General features: G+C 59.8%; 26 protein-coding genes and 1 pseudogene. 2 read left to right on the forward strand and 25 right to left on the reverse strand.

Annotation, left to right across the window (positions count from 1 at the left end):
* Positions 1–7: 7 nt before the first annotated feature.
* The 18 genes from ACA052_RS21495 to ACA052_RS21580 all read right to left on the reverse strand — a co-directional run bounded on the left by ACA052_RS21495 (position 8) and on the right by ACA052_RS21580 (position 14713).
* The gene (locus ACA052_RS21495; protein WP_497646692.1) at positions 8–802 is read right to left on the reverse strand and encodes a FadR/GntR family transcriptional regulator; all 795 of its coding nucleotides are present in this window, start codon (positions 800–802) and stop codon (positions 8–10) included.
* Positions 803–957: 155 nt separating this feature from the next.
* A complete protein-coding gene (locus tag ACA052_RS21500) occupies positions 958–1518 on the reverse strand; it encodes a DUF1285 domain-containing protein (RefSeq protein ID WP_497646693.1) in 561 nt (186 codons plus the stop codon).
* A 16-nt stretch (positions 1519–1534) separates the two neighbouring features.
* The gene (locus ACA052_RS21505) at positions 1535–2143 is read right to left on the reverse strand and encodes a DUF4823 domain-containing protein (RefSeq protein ID WP_497646694.1); all 609 of its coding nucleotides are present in this window, start codon (positions 2141–2143) and stop codon (positions 1535–1537) included.
* Positions 2144–2380: 237 nt separating this feature from the next.
* Positions 2381–3349: a GTP 3',8-cyclase MoaA gene (locus tag ACA052_RS21510; protein ID WP_497646695.1), complete on the reverse strand. Its 969-nt coding sequence runs from the start codon at positions 3347–3349 to the stop codon at positions 2381–2383.
* A gap of 138 nt (positions 3350–3487) precedes the next feature.
* Positions 3488–4126: a TetR/AcrR family transcriptional regulator gene (locus tag ACA052_RS21515; RefSeq protein WP_008152317.1), complete on the reverse strand. Its 639-nt coding sequence runs from the start codon at positions 4124–4126 to the stop codon at positions 3488–3490.
* 395 nt (positions 4127–4521) lie between these two features.
* Positions 4522–5313 carry a TatD family hydrolase gene (locus tag ACA052_RS21520; RefSeq protein ID WP_497646696.1) on the reverse strand — a complete coding sequence of 264 codons (792 nt, stop codon included), beginning with the start codon at positions 5311–5313 and terminating at the stop codon, positions 4522–4524.
* A 14-nt stretch (positions 5314–5327) separates the two neighbouring features.
* A complete protein-coding gene (locus tag ACA052_RS21525; RefSeq protein WP_157711758.1) occupies positions 5328–5684 on the reverse strand; it encodes a PilZ domain-containing protein in 357 nt (118 codons plus the stop codon).
* Between the two features lie 42 nt (positions 5685–5726).
* Entirely contained in the window at positions 5727–6713 is a 987-nt protein-coding gene (locus tag ACA052_RS21530; RefSeq protein WP_497646697.1) for a DNA polymerase III subunit delta', read from the reverse strand.
* Positions 6706–7338: a dTMP kinase gene (gene tmk, locus ACA052_RS21535; RefSeq protein ID WP_497646698.1), complete on the reverse strand. Its 633-nt coding sequence runs from the start codon at positions 7336–7338 to the stop codon at positions 6706–6708. Before tmk ends, ACA052_RS21530 begins: the two co-directional genes overlap by 8 nt.
* A 19-nt stretch (positions 7339–7357) precedes the next feature.
* Positions 7358–8551 (reverse strand): endolytic transglycosylase MltG, encoded by a 1194-nt coding sequence (mltG, locus tag ACA052_RS21540; RefSeq protein ID WP_497646699.1) that lies wholly within the window; start codon positions 8549–8551, stop codon positions 7358–7360.
* A 3-nt stretch (positions 8552–8554) separates the two neighbouring features.
* Positions 8555–9370, reverse strand: a complete 816-nt coding sequence (gene pabC, locus ACA052_RS21545) for an aminodeoxychorismate lyase (protein WP_497646700.1) — start codon at positions 9368–9370, stop codon at positions 8555–8557.
* Positions 9370–10614: a beta-ketoacyl-ACP synthase II gene (fabF, locus tag ACA052_RS21550; protein WP_497646701.1), complete on the reverse strand. Its 1245-nt coding sequence runs from the start codon at positions 10612–10614 to the stop codon at positions 9370–9372. Before fabF ends, pabC begins: the two co-directional genes overlap by 1 nt.
* Positions 10615–10722: 108 nt before the next feature.
* Positions 10723–10959 (reverse strand): acyl carrier protein, encoded by a 237-nt coding sequence (gene acpP / locus ACA052_RS21555; protein ID WP_003442511.1) that lies wholly within the window; start codon positions 10957–10959, stop codon positions 10723–10725.
* Between the two features lie 191 nt (positions 10960–11150).
* Positions 11151–11894 (reverse strand): 3-oxoacyl-ACP reductase FabG, encoded by a 744-nt coding sequence (gene fabG, locus ACA052_RS21560; protein WP_201113817.1) that lies wholly within the window; start codon positions 11892–11894, stop codon positions 11151–11153.
* A 16-nt stretch (positions 11895–11910) separates the two neighbouring features.
* Entirely contained in the window at positions 11911–12849 is a 939-nt protein-coding gene (fabD, locus tag ACA052_RS21565; RefSeq protein WP_497646702.1) for an ACP S-malonyltransferase, read from the reverse strand.
* A gap of 125 nt (positions 12850–12974) precedes the next feature.
* Entirely contained in the window at positions 12975–13985 is a 1011-nt protein-coding gene (gene plsX / locus ACA052_RS21570; RefSeq protein ID WP_497646703.1) for a phosphate acyltransferase PlsX, read from the reverse strand.
* 4 nt (positions 13986–13989) lie between these two features.
* Complete coding sequence (rpmF, locus tag ACA052_RS21575; protein ID WP_008152339.1) at positions 13990–14172, reverse strand: 50S ribosomal protein L32; 183 nt, start codon at positions 14170–14172, stop codon at positions 13990–13992.
* Between the two features lie 13 nt (positions 14173–14185).
* On the reverse strand, positions 14186–14713 hold the full coding sequence (locus ACA052_RS21580) for a YceD family protein (protein ID WP_497646704.1): 528 nt from the start codon (positions 14711–14713) through the stop codon (positions 14186–14188).
* A 105-nt stretch (positions 14714–14818) separates the two neighbouring features.
* On the opposite strand from ACA052_RS21580, the gene ACA052_RS21585 reads away from it, so the two are divergent.
* Complete coding sequence (locus ACA052_RS21585) at positions 14819–15397, forward strand: Maf family protein (protein WP_497646705.1); 579 nt, start codon at positions 14819–14821, stop codon at positions 15395–15397.
* Positions 15398–15529: 132 nt separating this feature from the next.
* Here ACA052_RS21585 and sppA read toward each other — a convergent pair whose 3' ends face one another.
* From sppA to rluC, 3 genes are read right to left on the reverse strand one after another with little or no spacing between them, the layout of a single operon-like run.
* Positions 15530–16519, reverse strand: coding sequence for a signal peptide peptidase SppA (sppA, locus tag ACA052_RS21590; RefSeq protein ID WP_497646706.1), 990 nt, complete (start codon positions 16517–16519; stop codon positions 15530–15532).
* Between the two features lie 24 nt (positions 16520–16543).
* Positions 16544–17206, reverse strand: coding sequence for an HAD-IA family hydrolase (locus ACA052_RS21595; RefSeq protein ID WP_497646707.1), 663 nt, complete (start codon positions 17204–17206; stop codon positions 16544–16546).
* On the reverse strand, positions 17193–18155 hold the full coding sequence (gene rluC / locus ACA052_RS21600) for a 23S rRNA pseudouridine(955/2504/2580) synthase RluC (protein ID WP_497646708.1): 963 nt from the start codon (positions 18153–18155) through the stop codon (positions 17193–17195). The genes ACA052_RS21595 and rluC overlap by 14 nt, the downstream gene beginning before the upstream one ends.
* Positions 18156–18856: 701 nt before the next feature.
* Here rluC and rne point away from each other — a divergent pair.
* Positions 18857–22063, forward strand: a complete 3207-nt coding sequence (gene rne, locus ACA052_RS21605; RefSeq protein ID WP_497646709.1) for a ribonuclease E — start codon at positions 18857–18859, stop codon at positions 22061–22063.
* 149 nt (positions 22064–22212) lie between these two features.
* Here the strand turns inward: rne and ACA052_RS21610 are convergent, their stop codons facing one another.
* From ACA052_RS21610 to ACA052_RS21625, 4 genes and pseudogenes are all read right to left on the reverse strand, one after another.
* A complete protein-coding gene (locus ACA052_RS21610) occupies positions 22213–22803 on the reverse strand; it encodes a nucleotidyltransferase family protein (protein ID WP_497646710.1) in 591 nt (196 codons plus the stop codon).
* Entirely contained in the window at positions 22800–23783 is a 984-nt protein-coding gene (locus ACA052_RS21615; RefSeq protein ID WP_497646711.1) for an XdhC family protein, read from the reverse strand. Before ACA052_RS21615 ends, ACA052_RS21610 begins: the two co-directional genes overlap by 4 nt.
* Positions 23783–26112 (reverse strand): annotated as a pseudogene (locus ACA052_RS21620) (xanthine dehydrogenase family protein molybdopterin-binding subunit). The gene ACA052_RS21615 and the pseudogene ACA052_RS21620 overlap by 1 nt, the downstream one beginning before the upstream one ends.
* Positions 26109–26579 carry a (2Fe-2S)-binding protein gene (locus ACA052_RS21625; protein WP_497646712.1) on the reverse strand — a complete coding sequence of 157 codons (471 nt, stop codon included), beginning with the start codon at positions 26577–26579 and terminating at the stop codon, positions 26109–26111. Before ACA052_RS21625 ends, ACA052_RS21620 begins: the two are co-directional and overlap by 4 nt.
* Between the last annotated feature and the right edge of the window lie 172 nt (positions 26580–26751).

Here is a 26751-nt window from a genome sequence, read left to right on the forward strand (position 1 = left end):
CTTGTTTTTAATGGTGTAGGAGCGAGCTTGCTCGCGATGGTGTGTCAGCAACATTGGTGTCGACTGACACCCCTTCGCGAGCAAGCTCGCTCCTACACCTGTCTGCCATGACTTGCGGGTAGAAACGCTTGATCGCCAGGTCAGCGTTATCGATCAGGGTCATGCAGGCCCACACACCCCGCGCGGCATCCCGGGCGGCGATGGCGTCGGCCATGTCTTTGTGAATCGGTAACGTGCGGCGCAACTCATCGGGGTCGGCGGCGGACACCTCGAAAGACACCGCCAACAACGCGCCAAGCGCCGGCACCATTTGTTCGATGAATTGGTTGTGGCTGGCCGCAAGGATGCACTCGTGGAAGAACTGGTCGGCGCGGTTGTAATCGACGCCGCTGTCCACTGCCCTTTCCAGGGCGTTGTAAGCCTGGAGGATGGCTTGAACCTGTTCGACGGTAGCGCGCTCGCATGCCCAGCGCACGGCCATCGGTTCGATGGTGCGACGCAGGTCGAGCAGGTCGTCGACGAAGTTCTCCGGCAAGCCGCTGCGCGATAGCCAGCCCACAACTTGCGGATCGAAAAGGTTCCAGCGACGCACCGGCAATACGCGCGTGCCGACTTTCGGCCCGACTTCGAGCATGCCTTTGGCGACCAGGGTCTTGATGGCTTCACGGATGACGGTACGGCTGACACCCAGTTGCTCACCCAGGTCGGCTTCAACCTTGAGAGTCTCGCCGGGCTTTACCTGGCCGGTGGCGATCCAGCAACCCAGCCAATCGACCGTGGACGCATGAAAACTGCTGGACATGAGCACCTCAACGGCATTCGTTATGGAGGCCCACGCTAATCATCATACGATTGAGTGTCAATTTGAATTTTGGTGGATAAAAAAGATCGCAGCTTTCGGCAGCTCCTACAGGAGTACACATTTCATTGTAGGAGCTGCCGGAGGCTGCGATCTTTTCAGGGCTCAAGCCCGATAGGGAAGAACTCGCTACGGCTCCACACGCCTAGCCAGCGCTGCCCGTCGATTTCACGGGTCACGGCCAGCTCCACCAGTTGGTAGAACACGTTGCGATGGATGAGTGCTTCAAGGTTGGTGCGTACATGAACGTAAGGCGCGGGCTCTTGCGTCACCGGATCGATCACCACGCGAATCGGGTGTTCGGCGCCGGCCTCGGCGCTTTCATCGACGTTGGTCGTGAAACGCAAGACCTGGGCTTCACCCTCGCCTTCCACGTCCACGGCAATCGCCACAAACGGTGCATCGTCGACCTTGATGCCGACTTTCTCGACCGGGGTGATCAGGAAATAATCATCGCCGTCGCGGCGAATGATGGTGGAGAACAGCTTGACCATCGGTTTGCGCCCGATCGGCGTGCCCAGGTAATACCAGGTGCCGTCGCGGGCAATGCGCATGTCGATATCGCCGCAAAAGTCGGGATTCCACAAATGGACCGGCGGCAAGCCTTTGGTTTTGGGGATTTGCCCCAACAGGTCGTGGGCTTTTTCCGGGCCACTCATGGCGTTCTCCTTAGGTCTACTGGTCGCTGAGCCCCAGCAGGCTGCGCGCGTATTGCTCAAGCGGCGGGCCCATCAGGTCTTCTGGCTTGGTGTCGTGGAATGTCAGTAAACCGCCACGACTCTTGATACGCGCAGTATCAATCAAATACTGGGTGCTGGTCTCGATCAACATGATCTGAATCACGCCAGTGTCGACCCCGAGGCGATCCACGGCTTCCTGGTCGAGCCATTCGTCCGAGTTGCCAATACGGTCGTCAGACTTGGCGAAACGGGTATAGAGCAGGTAATGGGCCCCGGCTGCACGAGCTTCACCCATGGCCTCATCGAGACCTTCGGGCATGCGCGCGCGGCGGACCATCGGGAAGTATTCGATAAAGCCATCGAACGCGACTTCAGCGATCACGTTCGGCCGTGGATAGGTTGCACTGCCTGGCGGCACGAAGGCACCCTGGGCGATGTAGACGAACGAATCCGGCTGGATGCGCAGGTTGTTCACGCGGCGACTGTCGCTGTGATCCAGCAGCCCAGCGTCGCTCATGTGGTAGCGAGTCCCTTCAGCCATATCGCTGACATTCATGCAGCCACCAAGCGCCAAAACGGCCAGCAGCAAAACCAGGCTACGCATCCTACCCTCCAGAGGCCGGTGACGGAAAACCGGCGAATGGCCATGGGATGCAGCTTCCGCGCCAGCTATGGAGGAGCACAACCTTGTAGCAGCTGCCGAAGGCTGCGTTCGGCTGCGTTCGGCTGTGAAGCAGTCGCGAGACCACGCGATGCGGTGTGTCAGAAATATTGTGCTTATAGGTTTTACGGCTGCTTCGCAGCCGAACGCAGCCTTCGGCAGCTGCTACAGGAATCGGATTCAGCCGCCGATGATTTTCATGACCGTCGCACCACCCGAGAACGCCACTTCCTGCTTGTCGCCCAACGCTTTGACCAGCAGTCGCTGCAAAGCAGGCAGTGCCTGATGACGAGGCTTGTCCAACAGATCACCCACATAGTGACGGTTGCTCGACGACAGGCAGCCATGCAACCAGCCCGTAGACGACAACCGCAGCCGCGAGCAGGTCCGGCAGAATGGAACGCTTTCGTTGGCGATCACGCCGAAGTAGCCCTGCCCCGGAATTTGGTAACGCACGGCGGTGGCATCGACCGGCGCGTTGGCCTGAAGGTATTCGTAGCGCTCGCCGATCAGACTCAGCAATTGCTGAAGGCTGACGAATTGTTGCAGGAACGCATTGTTGTCGCTGGCCAGGTGGCCCATGCGCATCAGCTCGATGAAGCGAAGCTCATAGCCACGCTCCAGACAGTAATCGAGCAACGGCATCACTTGATCGAGATTCTGTCCGCGCAACGGGACCATGTTGACCTTGATCTTCAGGCCCGCCGCACTGGCCTGGTCCATGCCGTCGAGCACCGTCGCCAGGTCGCCGCCGCGTGCAATGCTGCGGAATGCGCTGGCATCCAGGGTATCGAGGGAAACGTTGATGCGACGAATGCCGGCGTCCACCAGCAGCGGTAGTTTCTTCGCCAGCAGCTGACCATTGGTGGTCAGGCTGATGTCCTCCAGGCCCATCTTCCCGACAGCCGTCATGAAGGCTTCGAGCTTAGGGCTGACCAGCGGCTCGCCACCGGTGATGCGCAAGCGTTCGATACCGGCGGCTTCGATCAAATACGCCACACCGCGCGCCATGGCTTCGGCCGACAATTCATCCTGCGCAGCCACCAGCCGCTTGCCGTTGGGCACGCAGTAGGTACACGCGTAATTGCAGGCTGAGGTCAGGCTGATTCGCAAATTGCGGAAACGCCTGCCTTGACGGTCAACGATCATGGTCACTCCGGCACAAGGAAATCGGACGACGTAAAACTTGACTCACAAATCAAGTTTTAGCAAGTCCTATGCCTGAGTATATTCCTGAGGTACTGCGCCATGTTGCGAAATCATGGCGCAATAAGGCAACTGAATGGCTCAGCTGCTCGGCGTGTCGGTATCACGCTTGCGCTTGTTCCCCATGCGCACGCCGATGTCCATCAGAAACTGGAAGAAGCCTTCCTGATCTTCGAGCACATTGCTCCAGAACGGCGAGTGATACAGCGCGACCGCGCCGTGCACCAACGCCCAGGACGCGCAGTAGTGGAAGTAAGGCGGCACGTCTTCGAGCTTGCCTTCACTGATGCGCCCCTTGATCAGCAACGTCAGGCGTTCGAAGTTCGAGGCACGAATCTTGTGCAACTCCTCGACCATCTCCGGCACCTGGTTGCCCTTGACCACCTTCTCTTCCAGGCGATCGAACAACCGATAGCGCTGCGGGTCGCGCATGCGGAATTCGAAGTAGGCCCGGGACAGTGCTTCCTTGTCCTTGTCGACATCGGCCGAATGCAACAGCTCGTTCAAATCGCGCTCGTAATCGAGCATCAGGCGCAAATAGATCTCCGCCTTGGATTTGAAGTGCTTGTAGATCGTGCCTTTGCCGATACCGACGGCATCAGCAATCATCTCGACGGTGACACTGTCTTCACCTTGGTCGAGGAACAGCTTGAGCGCGGTATCGAGAATTTCTTGCTCGCGGCGACGAAACTCACGGACCTTACGAGGTTCTTTATGCATAAGAAAAGGTCTGTAGGGGTCAAAATTCGAAGCCGCGTATTATGCCTAACTTGCGCAAAAATGCACGGATCATCCGTCCATATCTGTGTTTCTTGATGATTTCCCGCAAAGTCGTCAGTTGATGAGAACGCTTCCGAAGCGGACGTATTCCAAAATTGTTTAAAAACCGCGCTCGGTAAACTGGACTCGGCGCAATACTGATCAATACTTCAACTGTCGGCGGGGCATCTCCCCCAAGTGTCGCGCCGATATTGGTACCAACGGACCGCGTACCATTGTTTTACTCCTAATGGTCTTAACCCGGATTCACCCCCCAGAACCCGGGTTTTTTTTGCCTGCGATTCAGGCGACCAAAACCCCGTAGAAGCTGCCGCAGGCTGCGATCTTTCCCGGCGTTACGCCGATGCCCTGACGTGCGCCAACGGAAACAATCGTTTGAAGTTCTCGGTGGTCTGCTCGGCAAACCGCTCATAGGACTCACCGCGCAGCATCGCCAGGAATTCTGCCACTTCCCGCACATATTGCGGCAAGTTCGGTTTGCCCCGATAAGGAATCGGTGCCAGATACGGTGAATCGGTTTCCACCAGTAAACGGTCTGCCGGCACTTTGCTCGCCACATCCCGCAACGCATCGGCATTGCGGAAAGTGACGATGCCGGACAGGGAAATGTAGTAACCCATGTCCAGCGCCGCTTTGGCCATCTCCCAGTCTTCGGTGAAGCAATGCAGTACGCCCGCGTTAGGCAGCGCGGCTTCACGCAGGAGGTTCAACGTATCGGCGCGGGCGCCTCGGGTATGAATGATCACCGGCTTGCCAGTCTGCTGAGCGGCTTGCAGGTGCAGGCGAAACGAAGCCTGCTGCAACTCCGCCGCTTCCGGTTCGTAGTGATAATCCAGACCGGTTTCACCAATCGCCACCACACGCGGATGGTTGAGCTCCTGCAGCAACCAATCCAGCGCCGGCGCGGCACCCGGCTGCACATCCAGCGGATGTACGCCTACGGAGCAGTCGACATCGTCATAACGTTCGGCCAGGGCTTTGACGTCCGCCGCGTTTTCGACGCTGACGCCGATGCACAGAAAGTGCCCGACCCCGCGTTGACGCGCCGCATCGAGGGCGGCATCCAGTGAGCCGTCGTGGGCGGTGAGGTCGAGACGATCAAGGTGACAATGGGAATCTACGAGCATAAAAGGGCTGCAACTTACATCGTATGAGTGGGACGGTCGGATTTCAGGGCTCCGGCCAGGTGGGTTTCGATTCGACTGCGCGCGGCATTGTCGCCATCGTTGAATTGCACGCCGACCCCGGCGGCCCGGTTGCCCTGAGCGCCTTTGGGGGTGATCCAGGCGACCTTGCCGGCGACCGGAATTTTTTCGGCCTCGTCCATCAGGTTCAGCAGCATGAAGACTTCATCGCCCAACTTGTAGCTCTTGTTGGTCGGGATAAACAGGCCACCGTTCTTGATGAACGGCATGTAGGCCGCGTAAAGCACGGACTTGTCCTTGATGGTCAGGGACAAGATGCCGTTGCGCGGTCCCTGGTTGACGGCTTCATTCATGCTGACCTCCACTGCTGATATTCAGAGTCTAGGCTCAGACGTTCACTTCTGGATAGGTAAAGACGCCCACTGCACCAGTAGCGCTTCCAGCAACAGCACCCGATTGAGATTGGCCTTGCTCATGACTTTCTGGCGCTGGGCGAGGATCCAGTCCTGAATATTCAGGACTTTGTCCTGGCTGGTTTTCTGCGCCAGGTACTGAATGACTTTGCGCATGTCCGCCAGCCCCAACCCTTCTTCATCCTGGGTCAGCTGATAGCGCAGAATCAGGCTCGACCAATCGCAGAACCAGTCGAACAGCAACAACAGCGGAATGGCATTCCAGCCTTCGGCGAGCTGGGTCGGCGATTGCTGCTGCTTGAGCAATTTTTTCACCCCGTCGACCACCTGCGCGCGCTGTTCGCGTACACCTTGGGCCTGCAAATTGACCGCGGCCAATGGTGAACCGGCGGCCAGGGTCAACAGTTCGATGCGTTCTTCTTCCGAGCAGTCCGGCAACGCCTTCGCCAGCCAGGCCAGACTCATCGCCTCGCTCGGCAGTGGACACGCCTGCTGCACACAACGGCTCTTGATGGTTGGCAACAGACGGCTGGTCTGGTGGCTGACCAACAGCAAAACAGTGTCGCCGGAAGGTTCTTCAAGACTTTTGAGCAACGCGTTGGCGGCGTTGACGTTCATCGACTCGACCGGCTCGATCAGTACCACTTTGCGGCCGCCCATCTGCGAGGTCTGCACCACGAAGCTGACCAGATCTCGCACCTGATCGACCTTGATTGCCTTGTCGGCTTCTTCCGGCTCGAGGATGTAGTTGTCGGGGTGGCTGCCAGCCTTCAGCAACAGGCAGGATTTGCATTCGCCGCAAGCGTCCTGCGCGGTCGGACGCTGGCACAGCAAACTGGCCATTAACCGCTCGGCCAACGCCCGCTTGCCGATCCCGGCCGGACCATGCAGCAGATAGGCGTGAGCATGCTGCTTGCGACCGGCCAACTGCTGCCAGAGGCTGTCCTGCCACGGATAGGCTTCAGCCACGAGTCAACTCCAGCAAACGCGGGAGCAAGGTATCCAGCGACTGCTGAACCTGTGCCAGCGGTTGGGCGGCATCGACCAGCTCATAACGCGTGGGATCGGCTTCAGCGCGCTTGAGGAACGCACTGCGCACGGCATCAAAGAAGGTTCGGCCTTCGAGTTCGAAACGGTCCAGCCGCCCACGAGCACTGGCCCGGGCCAGCCCGACTTCGACAGGCAGATCGAAAATCAGCGTCAGGTCCGGTCGCAGGTCGCCCTGGACGAAGGCTTCCAGCGCCGCGATCCGCTCCAGCGACAAGCCGCGCCCTCCCCCCTGATAGGCATACGTCGAATCGGTAAAACGGTCACACAACACCACGGCTCCGCGGGCCAGTGCCGGGCGAATCACCTCGGCCAGATGCTGGGCCCGCGCGGCGAAAACCAACAGCAACTCGGTGTCCGGATTCATGACTTCGTCGACCGGTGCCAGCAGCACCTCGCGAATGCGCTCGGCCAACGGCGTACCGCCCGGCTCGCGGGTCAGCACGACCTCGATACCGGCGGCGCGCAGGCGCTCTGCCAGGTATTCGCGATTGGTGCTCTTGCCGGCGCCTTCCGGGCCTTCCAGGGTAATAAACAAGCCAGTCACAGGCAGTCCTTAGTCAGAGTCATTGCGGGCTTTGCGGCGCGGGTGCATCCGGTTCGGGCACGGGCGCAGGCGCGGGTTCTTGCGGCGCTACAGGCGGCAATTCTTCAGGCGCGGTGTCAGGCGAAGCCGCCGGGATCGGGTCCTGAGCTTGCGGAGTGTCTGGCGCGCCTGGCGCGGTCACAGGCGCCGGGCTGGAACGGTAATCGGCGCGACGCTTGAGCTGGAATTCGCGCACGGCGTTGTTGTGTGCATCCAGGTCGTCGGAGAACTCGTGGCTGCCATCGCCGCGAGCCACGAAATACAGGCTGTTGCCGGCCACCGGGTTCAGCGCGGCATGGATCGCTTCGCGCCCGACCATCGCAATCGGAGTCGGCGGCAAACCGGAAATCATGTAGGTATTGTACGGGGTCGCTTCCTTGAGATGAGCGCGCGTCAACTTGCCGTTGTAGCGATCACCGAGACCGTAGATCACGGTCGGGTCGGTTTGCAGCAGCATGCCAATCGCCATGCGCCGCACAAACACGCCAGCAATTTGCCCACGCTCCTGTGGCACGCCGGTTTCCTTTTCCACCAGCGAAGCCATGATCAACGCCTGATAAGGTTCGGTGTACGGCACATCGGCGGCGCGCTGATCCCATTCCTTGGCGAGGACTTCATCGAGGCGATCGTAAGCTTTTTTCAGCAGCTCGGCGTCGCTCATGCCACGCACGTAGCGGTAGGTGTCCGGGAAGAAACGTCCTTCCGGGAAAATGCCGGAGTGGCCGAGCTTGGCCATCACTTCGCTGTCACTCAAACCGCTCAGGGACTGATCCAGTTTTTCAGCCTTGGCCAACGCCGCACGCACTTGATGGAAATTCCAGCCTTCGACCAGGGTCAGGCTGTACTGAACCATTTCCCCACGCTTCCACAAGTCGATCAGGCCTTCGACGGTCATGCCGGGCTGCATCCGGTATTCGCCACTGTGCAAGGGTTGCCTGGCCAGATTGAAACGCCAATACACGCGCAGCCAAAACGCGTCCTTGATGACGCCATCGGCTTCGAGTCGATAGAAGGTGCGGGTGGGGGTCGTGCCTTTGGGCACATCCAGCAGTTCTTCCTGGGTGATGTTCAGCGGCTGTTCCAGCGCCGAATGGATTTTCCAGGCCGAAGCGCCCAAACACAGCCCTGCCAGAACCAATCCGGTTTCCAGCAGCAGCAAGAATTTACGTCTCACGTATCAAGCATCCAGTAGCGCGCGGGCAATGGTTTGGAGTTTACGGGTGAGCGGCCCAACCGGCCAGCTCAGTGCAGCATAGGCGCGCACCGGCCAGACGCCGTACACACTGTTGCAGATAAAGACTTCTTCAGCCCATTGCAGCTGATCGAGGGTGATGTCGGTGATTTGCGTAGGGATCCCCAACGACTCGGCTTGAAACAATAATTCAGCGCGCATCACGCCGGCGACACCGCAGCGTTTGAGATCGGCGGTGATCAAGACGCCATCGCGGACCAGGAACAGATTACTGAACACACCTTCGATCACGCGCCCGGCCTGATCGAGCATCAAGCCTTCGGCATGCTCGGTGTCCTGCCATTCGGAACGGGCAAGGACTTGCTCAAGCCGATTCAGGTGTTTGAGACCGGCGAGCAAAGGTTGCCTGGACAGTCGTGTGACACAAGGAAACAGCCGAACACCCTGCTCGCCATGCAGGGCAGGATACGCCGCAGGAGGATTGCCTTGCAGAATGCGTCGGGCCTGCGCCGAAGGGTCGGGAGCGTAACCGCGCAGGCTGTCGCCGCGCGTGAGGATGAGCTTGAGCACGCCCTCACCCAGCGCTGCGGCGTAGGCCAACAGCTCGCTGCGGATCAACGGGTGGTCGGCAACAATCGCCAGTCGCGAACAGCCTTGCGCCAGACGCGACAAATGCCGGTCCAGCAACAGCGGCTGCCCGTCGCGCACGGCAATGGTCTCGAACAGTCCATCACCGTAAGCCAGGCCGCGATCCTTCAGCGACAGAGCGTCAGCCGGTTGACCGTCGACCCAGCTTTCCATCAGTCAGCGAACCGGCGGAATACCAGCGAGCCGTTGGTACCACCAAACCCGAACGAATTGGAAAGCACCACATCGATGTCCATGTTGCGCGCGGTGTGCGGCACGAAGTCGAGGTCGCAGCCTTCGTCCGGCTCATCGAGGTTGATGGTCGGTGGCGCTACCTGGCTGTTGATTGCCAGCACACTGAAGATCGCTTCAACCGCGCCCGCCGCACCCAACAGGTGACCGGTCATGGACTTGGTGGAACTGACCGCCAGCTTGTAGGCGTGATCGCCGAATACCGACTTGATCGCGCAGGCTTCGGCGAGGTCGCCCGCCGAAGTCGAAGTGCCGTGGGCGTTGACGTACTGCACCTGGTCGCCATTGATCTTCGCGTCGCGCAAGGCATTGGTGATGCAGCGCGCCGCGCCTGCGCCATCGGCCGGAGGCGACGTCATGTGGTAGGCGTCGCCGCTGGTGCCGAAACCAATCAGCTCGGCGTAGATGGTCGCGCCGCGAGCCTTGGCGTGTTCCAGCTCCTCGAGAACCAGCGCACCGGCACCGTCGGACAGGACGAAGCCGTCACGGCCCTTGTCCCAGGGACGACTGGCACGGGCCGGCTCGTCGTTGCGGGTCGACAGCGCGCGAGAGGCACCAAAGCCGCCCATGCCCAGACCGCACGCGGCCATCTCGGCACCGCCGGCAATCATCACATCGGCTTCGTCGTACATGATGTTGCGTGCCGCCATGCCGATACAGTGCGTACCGGTAGTACACGCGGTGGCGATGGCGTAGTTGGGTCCCTGTGCACCCAGATGGATCGACAGGAAACCGGAAATCATATTGATGATCGAGCCAGGCACGAAAAACGGAGATATCCGTCGTGGGCCGGAATCATGCAGGGTGCGGCTGGTTTCTTCGATATTGGTCAGACCGCCAATGCCCGAACCCATGGCCACGCCGATGCGCTCACGGTTGGCATCGGTGACTTCGAGACCTGCGTTACGTACAGCCTGAAAACCTGCGGCCAGACCGTACTGAATGAACAGGTCGAGCTTGCGAGCTTCCTTGACCGACAGGTATTCCTCGACATTGAAGCCCTTTACCGAGCCGCCAAAACGGGTGGAATAGGCAGAAAGGTCGGTGTGTTCGATCAGACCAATGCCACTGCGGCCAGCCAGAATGCCCTGCCAACTGCTCGGCACATCCGTGCCCAGTGGCGACAACATACCCATACCGGTGACTACGACGCGTCTACGCGACACAGCACTCTCCTTTTTCAAATGACGACTTTGCATCAGGCCTAAAGAAAAAACCGCACGCCGTGATGGCAGTGCGGTTTTTCCATGACAGCAAGCAACGATTACAAGCTATTAAGCCTGGTGGTTAGTAACGTAATCGATTGCGGCTTGTACAGTAGTGATCTTCTCAGCTTCTTCGTCAGGGATTTCGGTCTCGAATTCCTCTTCCAGAGCCATCACCAGCTCAACGGTGTCAAGGGAGTCGGCACCCAGGTCTTCAACGAAGGAAGCAGTGTTGACCACTTCTTCTTCTTTAACGCCCAGTTGCTCAGCAACGATTTTCTTGACGCGCTCTTCGATGGTGCTCATACCTTGTTTTCACTCCTAATGGACAAATTCAGGCAGCTGGCCAGTGGGTAAGTGTATAGAAAGACTTTTCAGCATTTCAACTGAAAGCTTCACTCCTCAAACCCGGTGGCCCTCTGCCTATAAATAGATTGCAGCTTTATAACGGATTTTAGACAGCTCGTATGACATTTTTTTGAAGCAATCCGTCACATTTAACTCATGTACATCCCGCCGTTCACCGGGATTGTAGCCCCAGTAACGTAAGCCGCACCGTCGGAAGCAAGAAAAGCGACCACAGACGCGATCTCTTGTGCTTGTCCCAAACGGCCCAGCGGAATTTGCGTCTGCAAGGCTTCACGCTGTGCCTCGGGCAGTTCGCGGGTCATATCGGTGTCGATGAACCCTGGGGCCACCGAGTTTACCGTAATCGAACGCGAACCGACTTCACGCGCCAGTGCACGGCTGAAACCTTCCAGACCGGCCTTGGCCGCAGCGTAGTTTACTTGGCCTGCGTTGCCCATGGCACCCACTACCGAGCCAATACTGATAATTCGTCCCCAACGGGCTTTGGTCATACCACGCAAAACGCCCTTGGACAGGCGGAACAGACTGTTCAGGTTGGTATCGACGACGTCATGCCACTCGTCGTCTTTCATACGCATCATCAGGTTATCGCGGGTGATACCGGCATTGTTGACCAGGATCGCCGGCGCACCGAACTGCTCCTGAATGCTCGCCAGAACGGTCGCCACGGACTCGTCGCTGGTGACATTGAGCTCCAGGCCAGTGCCTTGGATACCGTTTTCTTTCAGGGTAGCGGCGATGCGCTCGGCACCCGAGGCGGAGGTCGCGGTGCCAATGACGATGGCGCCCTGACGACCCAACTCCAGGGCGATGGCCTGGCCGATACCGCGGCTCGCACCGGTGACCAGTGCAACTTTACCTTGCAGACTCATGCAAGCTTCTCCTGATTCAGACCAGCGCTGCACGGGCGGCAGCGAACGCATCTGGGGTATTGAGGTTGGATGTCGACACGCCTTCGGCGCAACGTTTGTTCAGGCCGGCCAACACTTTGCCCGGACCACATTCTACCAACTGGGTCGCGCCCTTGGCGGCCAGCGCCTGGACCGATTCGACCCAGCGTACAGGTTTGTAGAGCTGCTCAAGCAGATCGCGCTTGAGGGTTTCCAGATCGGCCGGCACGTTGGCGCTGACGTTTTGTACCACAGGGATCTGCGGAGTTTGCCAGTCAATCGCTGCAATCGATTCGGCGAAGCGCTCGGCGGCCGGACGCATCAGCTCACAGTGCGACGGCACGCTGACCGGCAACGGCATGGCGCGCTTGGCACCACGCGCCTTGCAGCCTTCGATGGCGCGCTCGACCGCAGCCTTGGCACCGGCGATGACCACTTGACCCGGGGAGTTGAAGTTGACCGCGCTGACCACTTCGCCTTGCGCCGCTTCAGCGCAGGCTGCCAGTACATCAGCATCGTCCAGACCGAGGATGGCAGCCATGCCGCCCTGCCCGGCCGGAACGGCTTCCTGCATCAACTGACCGCGACGTTCAACCAGCTTCACTGCGTCGCCCAGGCTCAGGCTGCCCGCAGCGACAAGCGCGCTGTACTCGCCCAGGCTGTGCCCGGCCACGTAAGCCGGACGCGCCCCGCCTTCCGCCAGCCACAGACGCCACAAAGCGATCGAGGCGGTCAGAATGGCCGGCTGGGTTTTATCGGTTTGATTGAGTTGCTCTTCCGGCCCCTGCTGGGTCAGTGCCCACAGGTCGTAACCGAGAGCGTCGGATGCTTCTTTGAATGTTTCGAGGACAACCGGATGTTGTGCGCCCAACTCGGCCAGCATGCCGAGGGACTGCGAACCCTGTCCTGGAAAGACGAATGCGAGGGAAGCAGACATGTAACAAGCCCCTAATGATCTTGTCGTCGGAGAATTGACGTCCCGTCGGAGGGACGCAAGAAACTGACAGTTGGATGGCCAATTGAACTGAGCGGTCACATTTAAGCATTGTCCGACGAAAACGCCTAAAGCAACAAATCCTCCAGACGACCGTGAATCCGTTCCGGCAGGTTTTCCTGAATCTCGATCAACGCGCGAGAGATCGCACTCTGGAAGCCCTGGACCCCCGCCGAACCGTGACTTTTCACCACAATGCCCTGCAACCCAAGGAAACTTGCGCCGTTATGCCGCGCGGGCGCCAGATCGGCTTGCAGACGCTTCATCAACGGTAACGCCAGCGCGCCGACCAGTCGCGACGCAGCATTTTTCTTGAACAGTGCTTCTATCCGCCCGGCAATCATGGTCGCCAGGCCTTCGCTGGACTTCAGCAAGATATTACCGACGAAACCGTCGCACACCACGACATCCGCTTCGCCACGGTACAAACCGTCGCCTTCGACAAAACCGATGTAATTGATGCCGCGGGCCGCCTGCAACAAGGTAGCAGCGAGCTTGACCTGTTGGTTGCCCTTGATGTCTTCGGTTCCAATGTTCAGCAGCGCCACGCGCGGACGGACGATGCCCAGGGTTTCCGCCGCCACCGAGCCCATCACCGCGAACTGCAACAAGTGCTCGGCACTGCAATCGACGTTAGCGCCCAAATCAAGTAACTGACAATAACCCTTCTGCGTCGGTATCGCCGCCACCATGGCTGGCCGATCAATGCCCGGCAGGGTCTTGAGCACGAATCGCGACAGCGCCATCAGCGCACCGGTGTTACCGGCGCTGACGCAGGCCTGGACTTTGCCGTCGCGCAGCAACTCGAGCGCCACGCGCATCGACGAATCAGGCTTGCCACGCAAGGCCTGGGCAGGCTTTTCGTCCATGGTGATGACTTCGGACGCTGGAGCAATCGTCAGGCGCGAGCGATCCACAGCCGATTGGCCGGAGAGCAATTCTTCAAGAAGGGAGGGTTGACCGACAAGGGTCAGGTGCAGCGAGGGCGTAGCATTCAGACAAGCAAGGCTGGCCTGAACAATGCTGCGGGGACCGAAGTCCCCGCCCATTGCGTCAATCGCGATGACTTGAGCAGACAAGTGATTACTCGTCAGCGCCCTTGTCGATCACTTTACGGCCACGGTATACGCCTTCTGGCGATACGTGGTGACGCAGGTGAATTTCACCGGTGGTTTTTTCTACAGACAGAGTGCTTGCCGTCAGGGCGTCGTGCGAACGACGCATGTCACGGGCAGAGCGGGATTTTTTGTTCTGCTGAACAGCCATAATTGATTAACTCCTAAACGTTTGGGTCACGCTTTAACTGCGCCAATACACTGAACGGGTTGGACCGCGTTACCTCGTCCTCGCTCGGTTCGGGCTCATCGAGACCCGCCGGCTGCTGGCATTCTTCCGGATGATGAGCAGGCACAATGGGCAAGGCGAGCAGAAGCTCCTCCTCGATCAGTGACTGCAGATCCAAAGGATCTTCGCCCAGTTCCAGCACGTCATAACCTTTCGGCAACGACTGGGTATTCGCACCCTCCTTCACCACAGCATAACTGCATTCGCTGTGGATCGGCAGGGTGACCAGCTCAAGACAACGCTGGCAAACCATTTTGACTTCGGTGTCGATAAAGCTGTGGATTACCACAGACTTACGTTCATCTCGTTCAAAAACGAATTTAGCCTGCACCGTACCGACAGTGTCGGAAAGCGGGTCGCAGAGTCTCTTCAAATCGGCCAGCAGCAGTTCACCTTGAAGGGTGGTGCCACGATCAGCCAATTTGCGCGGGTCAACGTGAGGTGGAATCGGGTCATTCAACATAGGCGCAGCATTATAGGGATGCCCCCAGCCATGTCAAAGGAAATTCAGCCCTGTCCGTCACTTGGAAGCCTCGCTAGAATTCGCGCCTGTCTTCTGGAGATGCGCATGCTGCCTTTATTACTTGCTTCGAGCTCGGTGTATCGCCGGGAATTGCTGGCCCGCTTGCAGCTGCCGTTCACTTGCAGCTCGCCGGATATCGACGAAAGTCATCGCCCGAAAGAGTCTGCCATCGAGCTGGTAAAGCGCCTCGCCAAGGAAAAAGCACAGGCCCTCGCAGGCAGACACCCCGCTCATCTGATCATTGGCTCCGATCAGGTAGCCGTGCTCGGCGACAGGATTATCGGCAAACCCCACACGTTCGAAAAGGCCCGCGAGCAATTGCTGGCCTCAAGCGGCGCCAGCGTGACCTTCCTGACCGGCGTCGCCCTGCTCAACAGCCAGACCGGACACTGCCAGGTCGACTGCGTGCCATTCACCGTGCACATGCGCACACTCGACACGACACGCATTGAACGCTACCTGCGCGCCGAACAGCCCTACGACTGCGCAGGCAGCTTCAAGGCCGAAGGACTGGGGGTGAGCCTGTTTCAAAGCACCGAAGGCCATGACGCCACCAGCCTGATCGGCCTGCCGCTGATTCGCCTGATCGACATGCTGCTGGCTGAAGGTGCGCAAATCCCCTGAAGATCAAAAGATCGCAGCCTGCGGCAGCTCCTGCAAATGGACGCGAATCCCCTGTAGGAGCTGCCGCAGGCTGCGATCTTTTGATCTTAAAAAAACCGGCCAAAGCCGGTTTTTTTTAATGCCGCCCAAGAATCAGCGCAGCGAAGGACCGTGAAAGCCCATCCACATGGCTAATTGCTCAGCCACGCTGGCACCGAGCTTTTTCGAGAAGCGATCGAACGGCGACTCCTGCACAGTGAAGTCCACCAACTCTTTCTCGCCAATGACGTCCCGCGCGACCGAGCTGGCATTCCCCAGGCCATCGATCAGACCCAGCGGCAGCGCTTGCTCACCGTTCCAGACCAATCCGGAGAACAGTTCCGGATGCTCTTTGTCCTTGAGGCGGTCACCACGACCCTGCTTGACGCTGTTGATGAACTGTTGATGCGTGGTATCCAGCACTCCCTGCCAGAACTGAGTTTCTTCAGGCTTCTGCGGCTGGAACGGATCGAGGAACGATTTATGCTCGCCAGAGGTGTAGGTCCGACGCTCTACACCGAGCTTCTCCATGGTACCGACGAACCCGTAGCCGGCCGCCGTCACGCCAATGGAGCCCACCAGGCTCGCCTTGTCGGCGTAGATCTGGTCCGCGGCACTGGCGATGTAATAAGCACCGGAAGCACCCAGGTCCGAAATCACCGCATAAACCTTGGTGTCCGGGTGCAGGCCGCGCAACCGGCGAATTTCGTCATAGACGTAGCCCGACTGCACCGGACTGCCGCCCGGGCTGTTGATGCGCAGGATGACACCCTTGACCTTCTCGTCCTCGAAAGCTGCACGCAGGCTGCCGACAATGTTGTCAGCGCTGGCAGGCTCCTTGTCGGCAATCATGCCGGTCACGTCGATCAACGCGGTGTAGTGGGCACTGCGGGTGGCGGCTTTTTCCATGTCCATCAGCGGCGTGAACAGGATCAACGCGCCAAACAGGTAAACAAAGGTCAGCAGCTTGAAGAAAATCCCCCAGCGGCGCGACCGGCGCTGCTCTTGCACACTGGCCAGCAGGGTCTTTTCCAGAAGCTTCCAGCTTTTATCGTCACCGCTCTCTGCGCTCGCCTTCGCGGGCGCTTTCCATTCGTCGGTCATGACATCTTCCCCAGCAAAATCTGATTAAGCCTGCTGATTCAGCCAGGCATGCAATTCTGAAAAGCGATCAATCGACAAGGCCGGCTCGAACAGCTTCAGCGCGTCAATCGATTGGGCGCCGTAACTGACCGCCACTGAATCCATTCCGGCGTTGCGCGCCATCTGCAGATCAAATGATGAGTCGCCAACCATCAACGCTTGCTCCGGGCGAACCTCGCAATGGGCGAGGATCTGCTCAAGCATCAGCGGATGGGGCTTGCTGGCGGTTTCATCGGCGGCACGGGTGATGTCGAAATAACGCTCCCAACCGTGCGCTTTCAGCACCCGATCCAGCCCGCGACGGGCCTTGCCGGTGGCGACCGCCAAGTGATAACCCTCGGCACGGAACGCCTCCATCGACTCGACAACGCCTTCAAACAACGGCGAAGGCACCGCTTCCGCCGCAATGTAGTGGTCCGCATAATGCTCGCGAAACGCTACCAGTCCGGTATCGCTGATCTCGGGGTACAACGTGCGGATCGCTTCCGGCAAGCCCAGGCCGATGATGCCTTTGACGGCAAAATCATCGCGCAACTGAAAACCTGAGCGCTCCGACGCGACATGCATCGCCTCGACAATCCGACCAATGGAATCGGCCAGCGTGCCATCCCAATCAAAAATCAGCAGCTTGTAATCAGAGGGGTGCACTCAGTCGCTCCACGGTCTTGGCCCACATTTCATCCACGGGGGCCTGCAACTTCAGCTCGCCGCCATCTGGCAACGGTACGGTCAGCATATAGGCGTGGAGGAACAGGCGCTTGCCGCCGAGGTCGCGAATTTCTTTACTGAAGGTTTCATCGCCATACTTGGTGTCGCCGGCGATGCAATGCCCGGCGTGCAGGGTATGGACGCGAATCTGGTGAGTCCGACCGGTGATCGGCTTGGCTTCGATCAGGGTGGCAAAGTCGCCAAAACGACGCAACACCTTGAACACGGTCACGGACTCCTTGCCCTCCTCCTCGTCGACCTCGACCATGCGCTCGCCAGAGCGCAGATTGCTCTTGCCCAGCGATGCACGGACTTGCTTGATCGAGGTCGCCCAGTTACCGCGAACCAGCGCCATATAGCGCTTATCGACGCCATCGCCGCGCAATGCCGTGTGCAAGTGACGCAGCATGCTGCGCTTCTTGGCGATCATCAGCAGGCCGGAGGTGTCACGATCGAGACGGTGAACCAGCTCAAGCTCCTTGCAATCCGGACGCAACTGACGAAAGGCTTCGATCACGCCGTACGTCAAGCCACTGCCGCCATGAACGGCAATGCCACAAGGCTTGTTGATCACGATCAGCGCCTTGTCTTCGAAGACAATCGAGGCTTCGAGCCGTTGCAACAGGCCTTGAGCCAGCGGCACGGGCTCATCGCGCTCAGGCACGCGAACCGGCGGCACGCGCACGATATCGCCCGCCTGCAGCTTGTATTCGGGCTTGATCCGACCTTTGTTCACCCGCACTTCGCCCTTGCGCAAAATGCGGTAAATCAAGGTCTTGGGCACGCCTTTGAGCCGAGCGAGAAGGAAGTTGTCAATACGTTGGCCGGCATATTCCGGCGAGACCTCCAGCAGTTGTACGGCTGGGGTCGAAGGGGCTGTAGTCGTCATGCCGCGGATGATAACAATTTTTTATGGAATTGAAGCACTTAATCATTGCTGCTATAGTCGCGAACGCCGCCAAAAGCGGCCTGGACAGCGGACTAACGGTCAAAAACCGGCCCTGACCAACGCAATTCACCAGGACGCGAGGCCGTCCTACGGGGCTTTCGCTACGTAACGGTGGAGTTTGCAGGTGTAACGAGCGCAGGTGACATGAGGCCTGAATCAAGCGGCAAAGCAGAGTTTTCACTCGCCTTGCGAGCCAATATTCACGGCCAGTTCACAAAGTGCAGTCAGCTGCAAATGACCCCGAGCGAACGCTTCGGAAACAACGCCTAAATTAGCCATGATGCGTGACCTCCCCCTTTCGGAGCTCACGGTAAATGCCAACCCGCTGCGGATTCTGCGCGCGGCAGCACCCGAATTATCAGGGATACGTGTAGGGTGGAGATGCACAACCGCTGGACTGTGTAGCAATAGGCTTTATCAAGACGCTTCATCTCGTCCACAGCCGCTGGTTGATTCCTCCTCCTGACTGAGTGCTTAAGTAGCCACAGCAAGCAGGACGCGTACGTCGCGACGCCGGCCCACATTGGCCGCCATCGCTAGACACTGGAGTGTCCAACCACTCCTGACGCACCTGACACCGACCGTGAGAAGTCGTGTGTGCCGAACGCCGTTTCCGGCAGCCCGGAAACCGACGGTACTACATGAAAAGAATGCTGATTAACGCAACTCAACCCGAAGAGTTGCGTGTTGCACTGGTAGATGGCCAACGCCTCTACGACCTGGACATCGAATCCGGTGCACGCGAGCAAAAAAAGGCCAACATCTATAAAGGCCGGATTACTCGCATCGAACCAAGCCTTGAGGCTGCCTTTGTCGATTTCGGCTCCGAGCGCCACGGCTTCCTGCCCCTCAAAGAAATCTCCCGCGAATACTTCAAGAAAGCCCCTGAAGGCCGCGTCAACATCAAGGACGTCCTGAGCGAAGGCCAGGAAGTCATCGTTCAGGTCGAAAAAGAAGAACGTGGCAACAAGGGCGCCGCCCTGACCACCTTCATCAGCCTGGCCGGTCGTTACCTGGTTCTGATGCCGAACAACCCGCGTGCCGGCGGTATCTCCCGTCGCATCGAAGGTGAAGAGCGCAACGAACTGCGTGAAGCCCTGAACGGCCTGGTTGCGCCAGCCGACATGGGCCTGATCGTTCGTACTGCAGGCCTTGGCCGCAGCAGCGAAGAAATGCAGTGGGACCTCGACTACCTGCTGCAACTCTGGACCGCCATCAAAGAAGCCTCGCTGGATCGCTCCGCGCCGTTCCTGATCTACCAGGAAAGCAACGTGATCATCCGCGCCATCCGCGATTACCTGCGCCAGGACATCGGCGAAGTGCTGATCGACAGCGTTGAAGCCCAGGACGAAGCCCTGACCTTCATCCGCCAGGTAATGCCGCAGTACGCCAGCAAGATCAAGCTGTACGAAGACAGCGTTCCGCTGTTCAACCGTTTCCAGATCGAAAGCCAGATCGAGACCGCTTTCCAGCGCGTCGTTGAACTGCCTTCCGGTGGTTCCATCGTTATCGATCCGACCGAAGCCCTGGTGTCCATCGACATCAACTCGGCGCGCGCCACCAAAGGCAGCGACATCGAAGAAACCGCCCTGCAGACCAACCTTGAAGCCGCCGAAGAAATCGCCCGTCAGTTGCGCCTGCGCGACATCGGCGGCCTGATCGTCATCGACTTCATCGACATGACCCCTGCCAAGAACCAGCGCGCCGTGGAAGAGAAAGTCCGCGAATGCCTGGAAGCCGATCGCGCTCGCGTGCAAGTCGGTCGCATCTCGCGCTTCGGCCTGCTGGAAATGTCCCGCCAACGCCTGCGTCCGTCCCTGGGCGAAAGCAGCGGCATCGTTTGCCCGCGTTGCAACGGCACCGGCATCATCCGTGACGTCGAATCGCTGTCGCTGGCGATCCTGCGCCTGATCGAAGAAGAAGCCCTGAAAGACCGCACCGCCGAAGTCCGCGCACAAGTGCCGATTCCGGTTGCAGCTTTCCTGCTCAACGAAAAACGCAACTCGATCACCAAGATCGAACTGCGCACCCGTGCCCGCATCGTCATTCTGCCGAACGATCACCTCGAAACGCCGCACTTCGAAGTTCAGCGTCTGCGCGATGACAGCCCGGAAGCCAGCATCAACCAGTCCAGCTACGAAATCGCTGCTGCCGCTGCCGAAGTCGAAGAAGTCCAGCCAGCCGCTGCGACCCGCACCCTGGTTCGCCAGGAAGCCGCGGTCAAGACCGCTCCGGCCCGCGCCAACGCTCCGGTTCCGACCGAAGTCGTCGCTGCCACCCCAGTCGCCGCACCGGTTGCCGCGCCTGAGCCGAGCCTGTTCAAAGGTCTGGTGAAGTCGCTGGTCAGCCTGTTCGCGACCAAGGAAGAGCCTGCCGCTCCGGTTGTGGTTGAAAAACCAGTGACCACCGAACGTCCGGCCCGCAACGAAGAGCGTCGCAACGGTCGTCAACAGAGCCGTAACCGTAATGGTCGCCGCGATGAAGAACGCAAGCCTCGTGAGGAGCGTGCTCCGCGTGAAGAACGCGCACCACGTGAGCCACGCGAAGAGCGTCAACCACGTGAAGCTCGTGAAGAAACGCCAGCGGTAGCCGTTGCCCGCGAAGAACGCGCCCCTCGTGCACCTCGTGAAGAACGTGCACCGCGCGCGCCTCGCGAAGATCGCAAGCCACGTGGCGATCGTGAAGAGCGTCCGGTTCGTGAACTGCGCGAGCCTCTGGATGCTGCTCCGGCCGCTGCTGCAGCTACCGCTACTGCAACGGCTACCGCTGAAGAGCGTCCAGCTCGCCAGCCACGTGAAGAACGCGCTCCACGCCCACCGCGTGAAGAACGTCAACCGCGTGCCGAGCAAGCTGTTGCCGCCGTTGCCGAAGAAGAGCTGACCGGCAACGAAGAGCAACTGCAGGAAGACGGTCAGGATGGCGCCGAAGGCGATCGTCCACGCCGCCGCTCCCGTGGCCAACGTCGTCGCAGCAACCGTCGTGAGCGTCAACGCGATGCCAACGGCAATGTGATTGAAGGTTCGGAAGAATCCGAATCCGCCGAAGGTAACGAAGCTGGCGAAGGCAACGAAGCGCCAAGCACTGCCGACCTGGCTGCTGGCCTGGCGGTAACTGCAGCCGTTGCCAGCACTGTGATCAGCGCACCTGCTGAAGCACAGGCCAACGAGCAAGCCGAACGCGCCACGGCCGCCACCCTGGAAACTGCTCCAGTAGAAGCGCCGGTCGTTGAAGCGACCACGCCTGTCGAAGTAACCGCCGCTCCGGAAATCGAAGTGGCACCGGTTCAAGAAGCACAGCCTCACGTTGAAGCTGCCGCTGAACCTGTGGTGGTTGCTGAAGCGCCTGCCGTGTTTGCAGAGCCGGCTGTTGAAACCGTTGCTGAAACAGTGACTGAAACGGTTCGTGAAGTTCGCGAAGAACAAACCGCGTTCAACTGGGTTGCCGAGCCAGCAGTGGTCGAAGCGCCAGCGCCAGTCGCTGAAGTAGCGGTTGCCGAGCCAGTGGTTGTTGTTGCCGAACCAGAGCCTGCTCCGGTGGTTGAAGCCCCTGTGGTAGCCAAAGTGGCTGAGCCAGTGGTTGAAGCCGCCCCAGTCAGCGCCCTGACCGAAAATGGCCGTGCACCGAACGATCCGCGTGAAGTGCGTCGTCGCAAGCGTGAAGCCGAGCGCCTGCAGAAGGAAGCCGAACTGGCTGCCGTTGCTGCTCCGGCTGAAGCGGTTGAGGCGGCTGAACCTGCTGCAGAGCCGGTTGCATCGGTGATCGACGAAGCACCGCGTTCCGTTCAGGAAGCGGTTGAGCAACACGAGCAAGCCCTGGAAAAAGAGCACGAGCCTAAACCCCTCGTCTGATTCCATCGGCCACTAAAAAGCCCCGCTTGGTGATCCAGGCGGGGCTTTTTTATGTCCAAAATCAGAAGATCAAAAGATCGCAGCCTGCGGCAGCTCCTACAGTATGCAATCCCCTGTAGGAGCTGCCGAAGGCTGCGATCTTTTGATCTTTACACAAACACCAACTTCGTCGGCACATCCACGTCCCACAACGCCCCAGGATCATCCACCGCCACCTCCACCACCCTCGCCGATGCAAACAACGGCTTTGCCCCTCGATCCCCGGACAACGCCATCAATCCCGGTCCAAACGAACGCCCGAAACCCACTGGATGTCCGTACTCGCCATTGATCACCGGGACGCTGATCCCATTATCAGCAATCCCTGCGCGCACCCGCTCGATCGTGGATGGCAAAATAAACGGCATGTCGCCCAACACAATCAACCAACCAGCGAGCTGCGGACACGCCGCCACCCCGGCCGCAATGCTGTCGCCCATGCCAGTCGAATCGATCAGCACACTCTCGAAACCATACGCCTGTGCCATGCGAATCACTTGCGGTCGAGCCTCGGTAGTCACCAGCACACGCTTTTCAACTGCAGTTGGCAGGTTGACCAACACGTGTTCAATCACGGAACGAACCGCTCCATCCCGACCGGTGCAGTCAGCCAGCAGCTTGTCCTTCTCGGCGCCGGCAATTTGCCGAAACCGAATGCCCAGCCCCGCCGCCAACACGATCACGCCGATTGGCCCACTCATAGGTCCTCCTGCAACAGTTTCTTCTGCTTCAGTGCCACGCCATTCTTGATCGCCACGATTTCCGCCATCAGCGACAACGCGATTTCCGCCGGACTATGGCTACCGATGTGCAACCCGATAGGGCCGTGCAGGCGATCGATGGCCTGCTGTGACAAGCCTAGCTGAGCCAGGTTGTCCCGGCGCTTCAGGCTGTTGACCCGTGACCCCAGTGCTCCTACATAGAAAGCCTTGGAATCCAGGGCGGTCAGCAGCGCCATGTCATCCAGTCGAGGATCGTGGGTCAGGGCGACAATGGCGGTGCGTTCGTCGGTCTGAATGTTCAGCACCGCTTCATCGGGCATGCCGGAAACAAATCGCCCATGTTGCTCTTCCCAGCCATAGACGAACTCGGTGCGTGGATCGCAGATCAATACTTCGAAATCCAGCAGACGGGCCATTTCCGCGACATACCGCGACAGTTGCCCGGCGCCGATCAGCAACAATCGCCAGCGCGGACCGTAGATGGCGCGCAAGGTCTGCCCGTCAAACGTCAGCAGGTCGGACTTGCTTGCCGATTGCAGGACCACGGTGCCGCTCGCAATATCCAGTGAGCGAGCCACAATTTCATGGGCCTCGCAGCGTGCCAACAACTCGGCAACCCAGGCTGAATCGCCGACACGCTCCTCGGTCAAACGCAACGTTCCGCCGCACGGCAGGCCAAACCGGGCGGCCTCCTCCCGGGTGACGCCATAGGTAATCAATTGCACCGGCGGCCCGTCGGCCGGAATCCGGCCATCATGCAACCGGGCAATCAAATCATCCTCGACACAGCCACCGGACACCGAGCCAATCACCACGCCATCTTCACGTAGCGCCAGCATCGCACCGGGGGCCCGGGGCGCGGTGCCCCAGGTCTGGACCACGCTGTACAACACCACGCGATGACCGGCGCGGCGCCACTCCAGCACACTGCGCAGGACATTCAGATCGACGCTGTCCATCAGGCCCCGGCCTTCTGCCAACCTTGCAGTTGATAGCGAACCGGCAAGTTACGGATGCGCTTCCCCGTGGCCGCGAAGATCGCGTTGCACAGCGCCGGCGCGATCGGCGGCACACCCGGTTCACCGACACCGCCCAACGGGACGTTGCCCGGCGGCGTCACCAGATGCACGGCGACCTCCTTCGGCGCCAGCGACATGCGTGCCACTTCGTACATGTGGAAGTTGTCCTGCTGGACCTTGCCGTCCTTGAAGCTGATTTCCCCCAATACGGCGTTGCCCAGTCCCATCACGCAGGCGCCTTCAAACTGCGAGCGAATCCGCTCGGGGTTGATCTGCGGACCGCAATCCACCGCGATGTCAGCCTTGTGCACGATCAACGTGCCATCGTCCTTGACCTCGACTTCGATCACCGCCGCCACATAGGTGACGAAGCTGTAATGCACCGCCAGGCCCAGGCCACGGCCCTTGGGTAGTTCACGCCCCCACCCGGCGGCTTTGGCAGCGGTTTCCAGCACCGTGCGCAGACGAGCGGTATCGATTGGATAACGCTCGGGCGATTCGCCGTAGTTCCACTCCTCACTCAAGGTGCGCGGATCGATCTGACGATCCGGACCGAGCAGTTTGATCTGGTATTTCAGCGGGTCCTGCCCGGCCTTGTGCGCCAGTTCATCGACGAAGCTCTGAATCGCGAAGCCGTGAGGAATGTTCGATACCGAACGGTACCAGCCGACCCGGGTGTGGATCGTCGCTTCAGGGTTTTCCAGACGCACGTTAGGGATCGCATAGGCCATGTTGGTGAAACCCATGCCCAACTCGAACGCCGCCTCGTGGTTCATGCCCGGCGCAAACAGCGCGGTGATGCTCGGTGCCACGGTGCGGTGCAACCAGCCCGACGGCAGGCCGTCCTTGTTCAGGCTGGCCTTCAGGTATTCCGCCGACACCGTGTGGAAGTAGGAGCAATGGATGTCGTCTTCGCGGGTCCATTGCACCCGCACCGCTTTACCAGGGAATTCCTTGGCGAGGATGGCCGCTTCGATAATGAAGTCCGGCTTGGACTTACGCCCGAAACCGCCGCCCAGCAACGTGACGTTGAAGGTGACGTTATCGAACGGGATGCCGAGGCGTTCTCCGATTCGGGTACGGGTGACTTGCGGCGCCTGACTGGGCCCCCAGGCTTCACACACGCCGTCCTTGAAGCGGGCGATGGCGACCATCGGCTCCATTGGCGCCTGTGCCAGGTGGGGCAAGTAGTAGGAGGCTTCGAGGGTGCTGTCGGCGCTGCCCATGGCCTCGTCGATGTTGCCGGTGTTGCGCACCACCTTGCCCGGCTTGAGGGACGCGGCTTCCAGCTCCTTGCGGTAAGCGATCGAGTCATAACTGGCGTTGGGGCCGTCATCCCATTCGATTTTCAGCGCCTCGCGCCCCTTGATCGCCGCCCAGGTATTGCTCGCGACCACCGCCACGCCGCCCAGCGGCTGGAACTCCGACGGCAGCGGACGGCCTTCGATCTGGATGACTTTGATCACACCGGGGACTTTCATCGCGGCTATCGAGTCGACGGACTTGACCTTGCCGCCGTACACCGCCGGGCGCGCAATGGTGGGTAGAGCATGCCATCGAAGTGCACATCGGCGCCGTAGACTGCCCGGCCGTTGACGATGTCGGCACCGTCGATAGCCTTGGTGCCCTCCTTGCCGATATAGCGAAATTCCGCGGGCTGCTTGAGCCGCACGCTGTCACGGGCCGGCACCGCCAGCGCACTGGCAGCGGCGGCCAGCGCGCCATAACCCAGTTCTCGCCCGGTCGGTTGATGAATGACTTTGTGCAGTTGTGCATGACACTCGCCGACCGGCACTTTCCACTGCTCGGCCGCCGCTTGCTCAAGCATGGTTCGCGCGGCAGCCCCACAACGGCGCATCGGTTCGTACCAGTGGCGCATGCTGCGCGAGCCATCGGTGTCCTGGTTGCCGAAGCGCACTTCGTCACCCGGTGCCTGCTGCACCTTCACCATTGCCCAGTCGGCGTCCAGTTCATCGGCCACCACCATGGTCAGGCTGGTGCGCACACCCTGGCCCATTTCCGAACGGTTGCAGACCACGGTCACCGTGCCATCGGCGGCGATGCTGACGTAAACCTTGGGATCATCGATCGCGCCGTGGGGCATGCCGTCGGCACCGAACTTCTTCACTGCCTCTTCGGCAAAAGCGTCCTGCCAGCCCCAGCTTGCCGCCAGCACCAGCACGCTGGTGGCACCGACGCCCCTGAGGAAGCCACGCCGGCTGAGGTGGCTGAGATTGCTCAGCGCGAAATCATTGGGTAACTGGCTCATGCCTTGGCCTCCTTCAGGTGAGTGGACGCCTGGCGGATGGCGGTCTTGATGCGGTTATAAGTGCCGCAACGGCAAATATTGCCGACCATCGCCTCTTCAATCTGTTCGTCGCTGGGGTGCGGATTGCTCTTGAGCAAGGCTGTCGCCGACATGATCTGCCCGCCCTGGCAGAAACCGCACTGAGCGACGGCGGTGTCGAGCCAGGCTTGCTGGACGACCTGCCCGACCGGGTCGGCGTGCAGGTTGTCGATGGTGGTCACGTTCTGGCCGACCACCGAACCAATCGGCGTGATGCAACTGCGCGCCGGGGCGCCTTCGATATGAATGGTGCAGGCACCGCACAGGCCCATGCCGCAGCCGAACTTGGTGCCGTTGTAACCGGCCACGTCGCGGATTGCCCAGAGCAGCGGCATGTCCTCGGTGACGTCGAGTTGATGGTCTTGACCGTTGAGCTTCAGGGTAATCATGGGCACGCCCGCATATTTTCAGGTTATCGGGTCGAGCAATCTGCCGCCGGGGGTGGCGGTTGGCAACACGCAGATCGGCTCAGGCTAAGGAGGCTCTCTTATGCGGACGGGAGCGTCTGCATCGGGCCTTTGATGGAGAAATGCTTGCATCGTCGGGTGGCTACGTTAACCC

The organism is Pseudomonas sp. LBUM1644 (assembly GCF_059716195.1).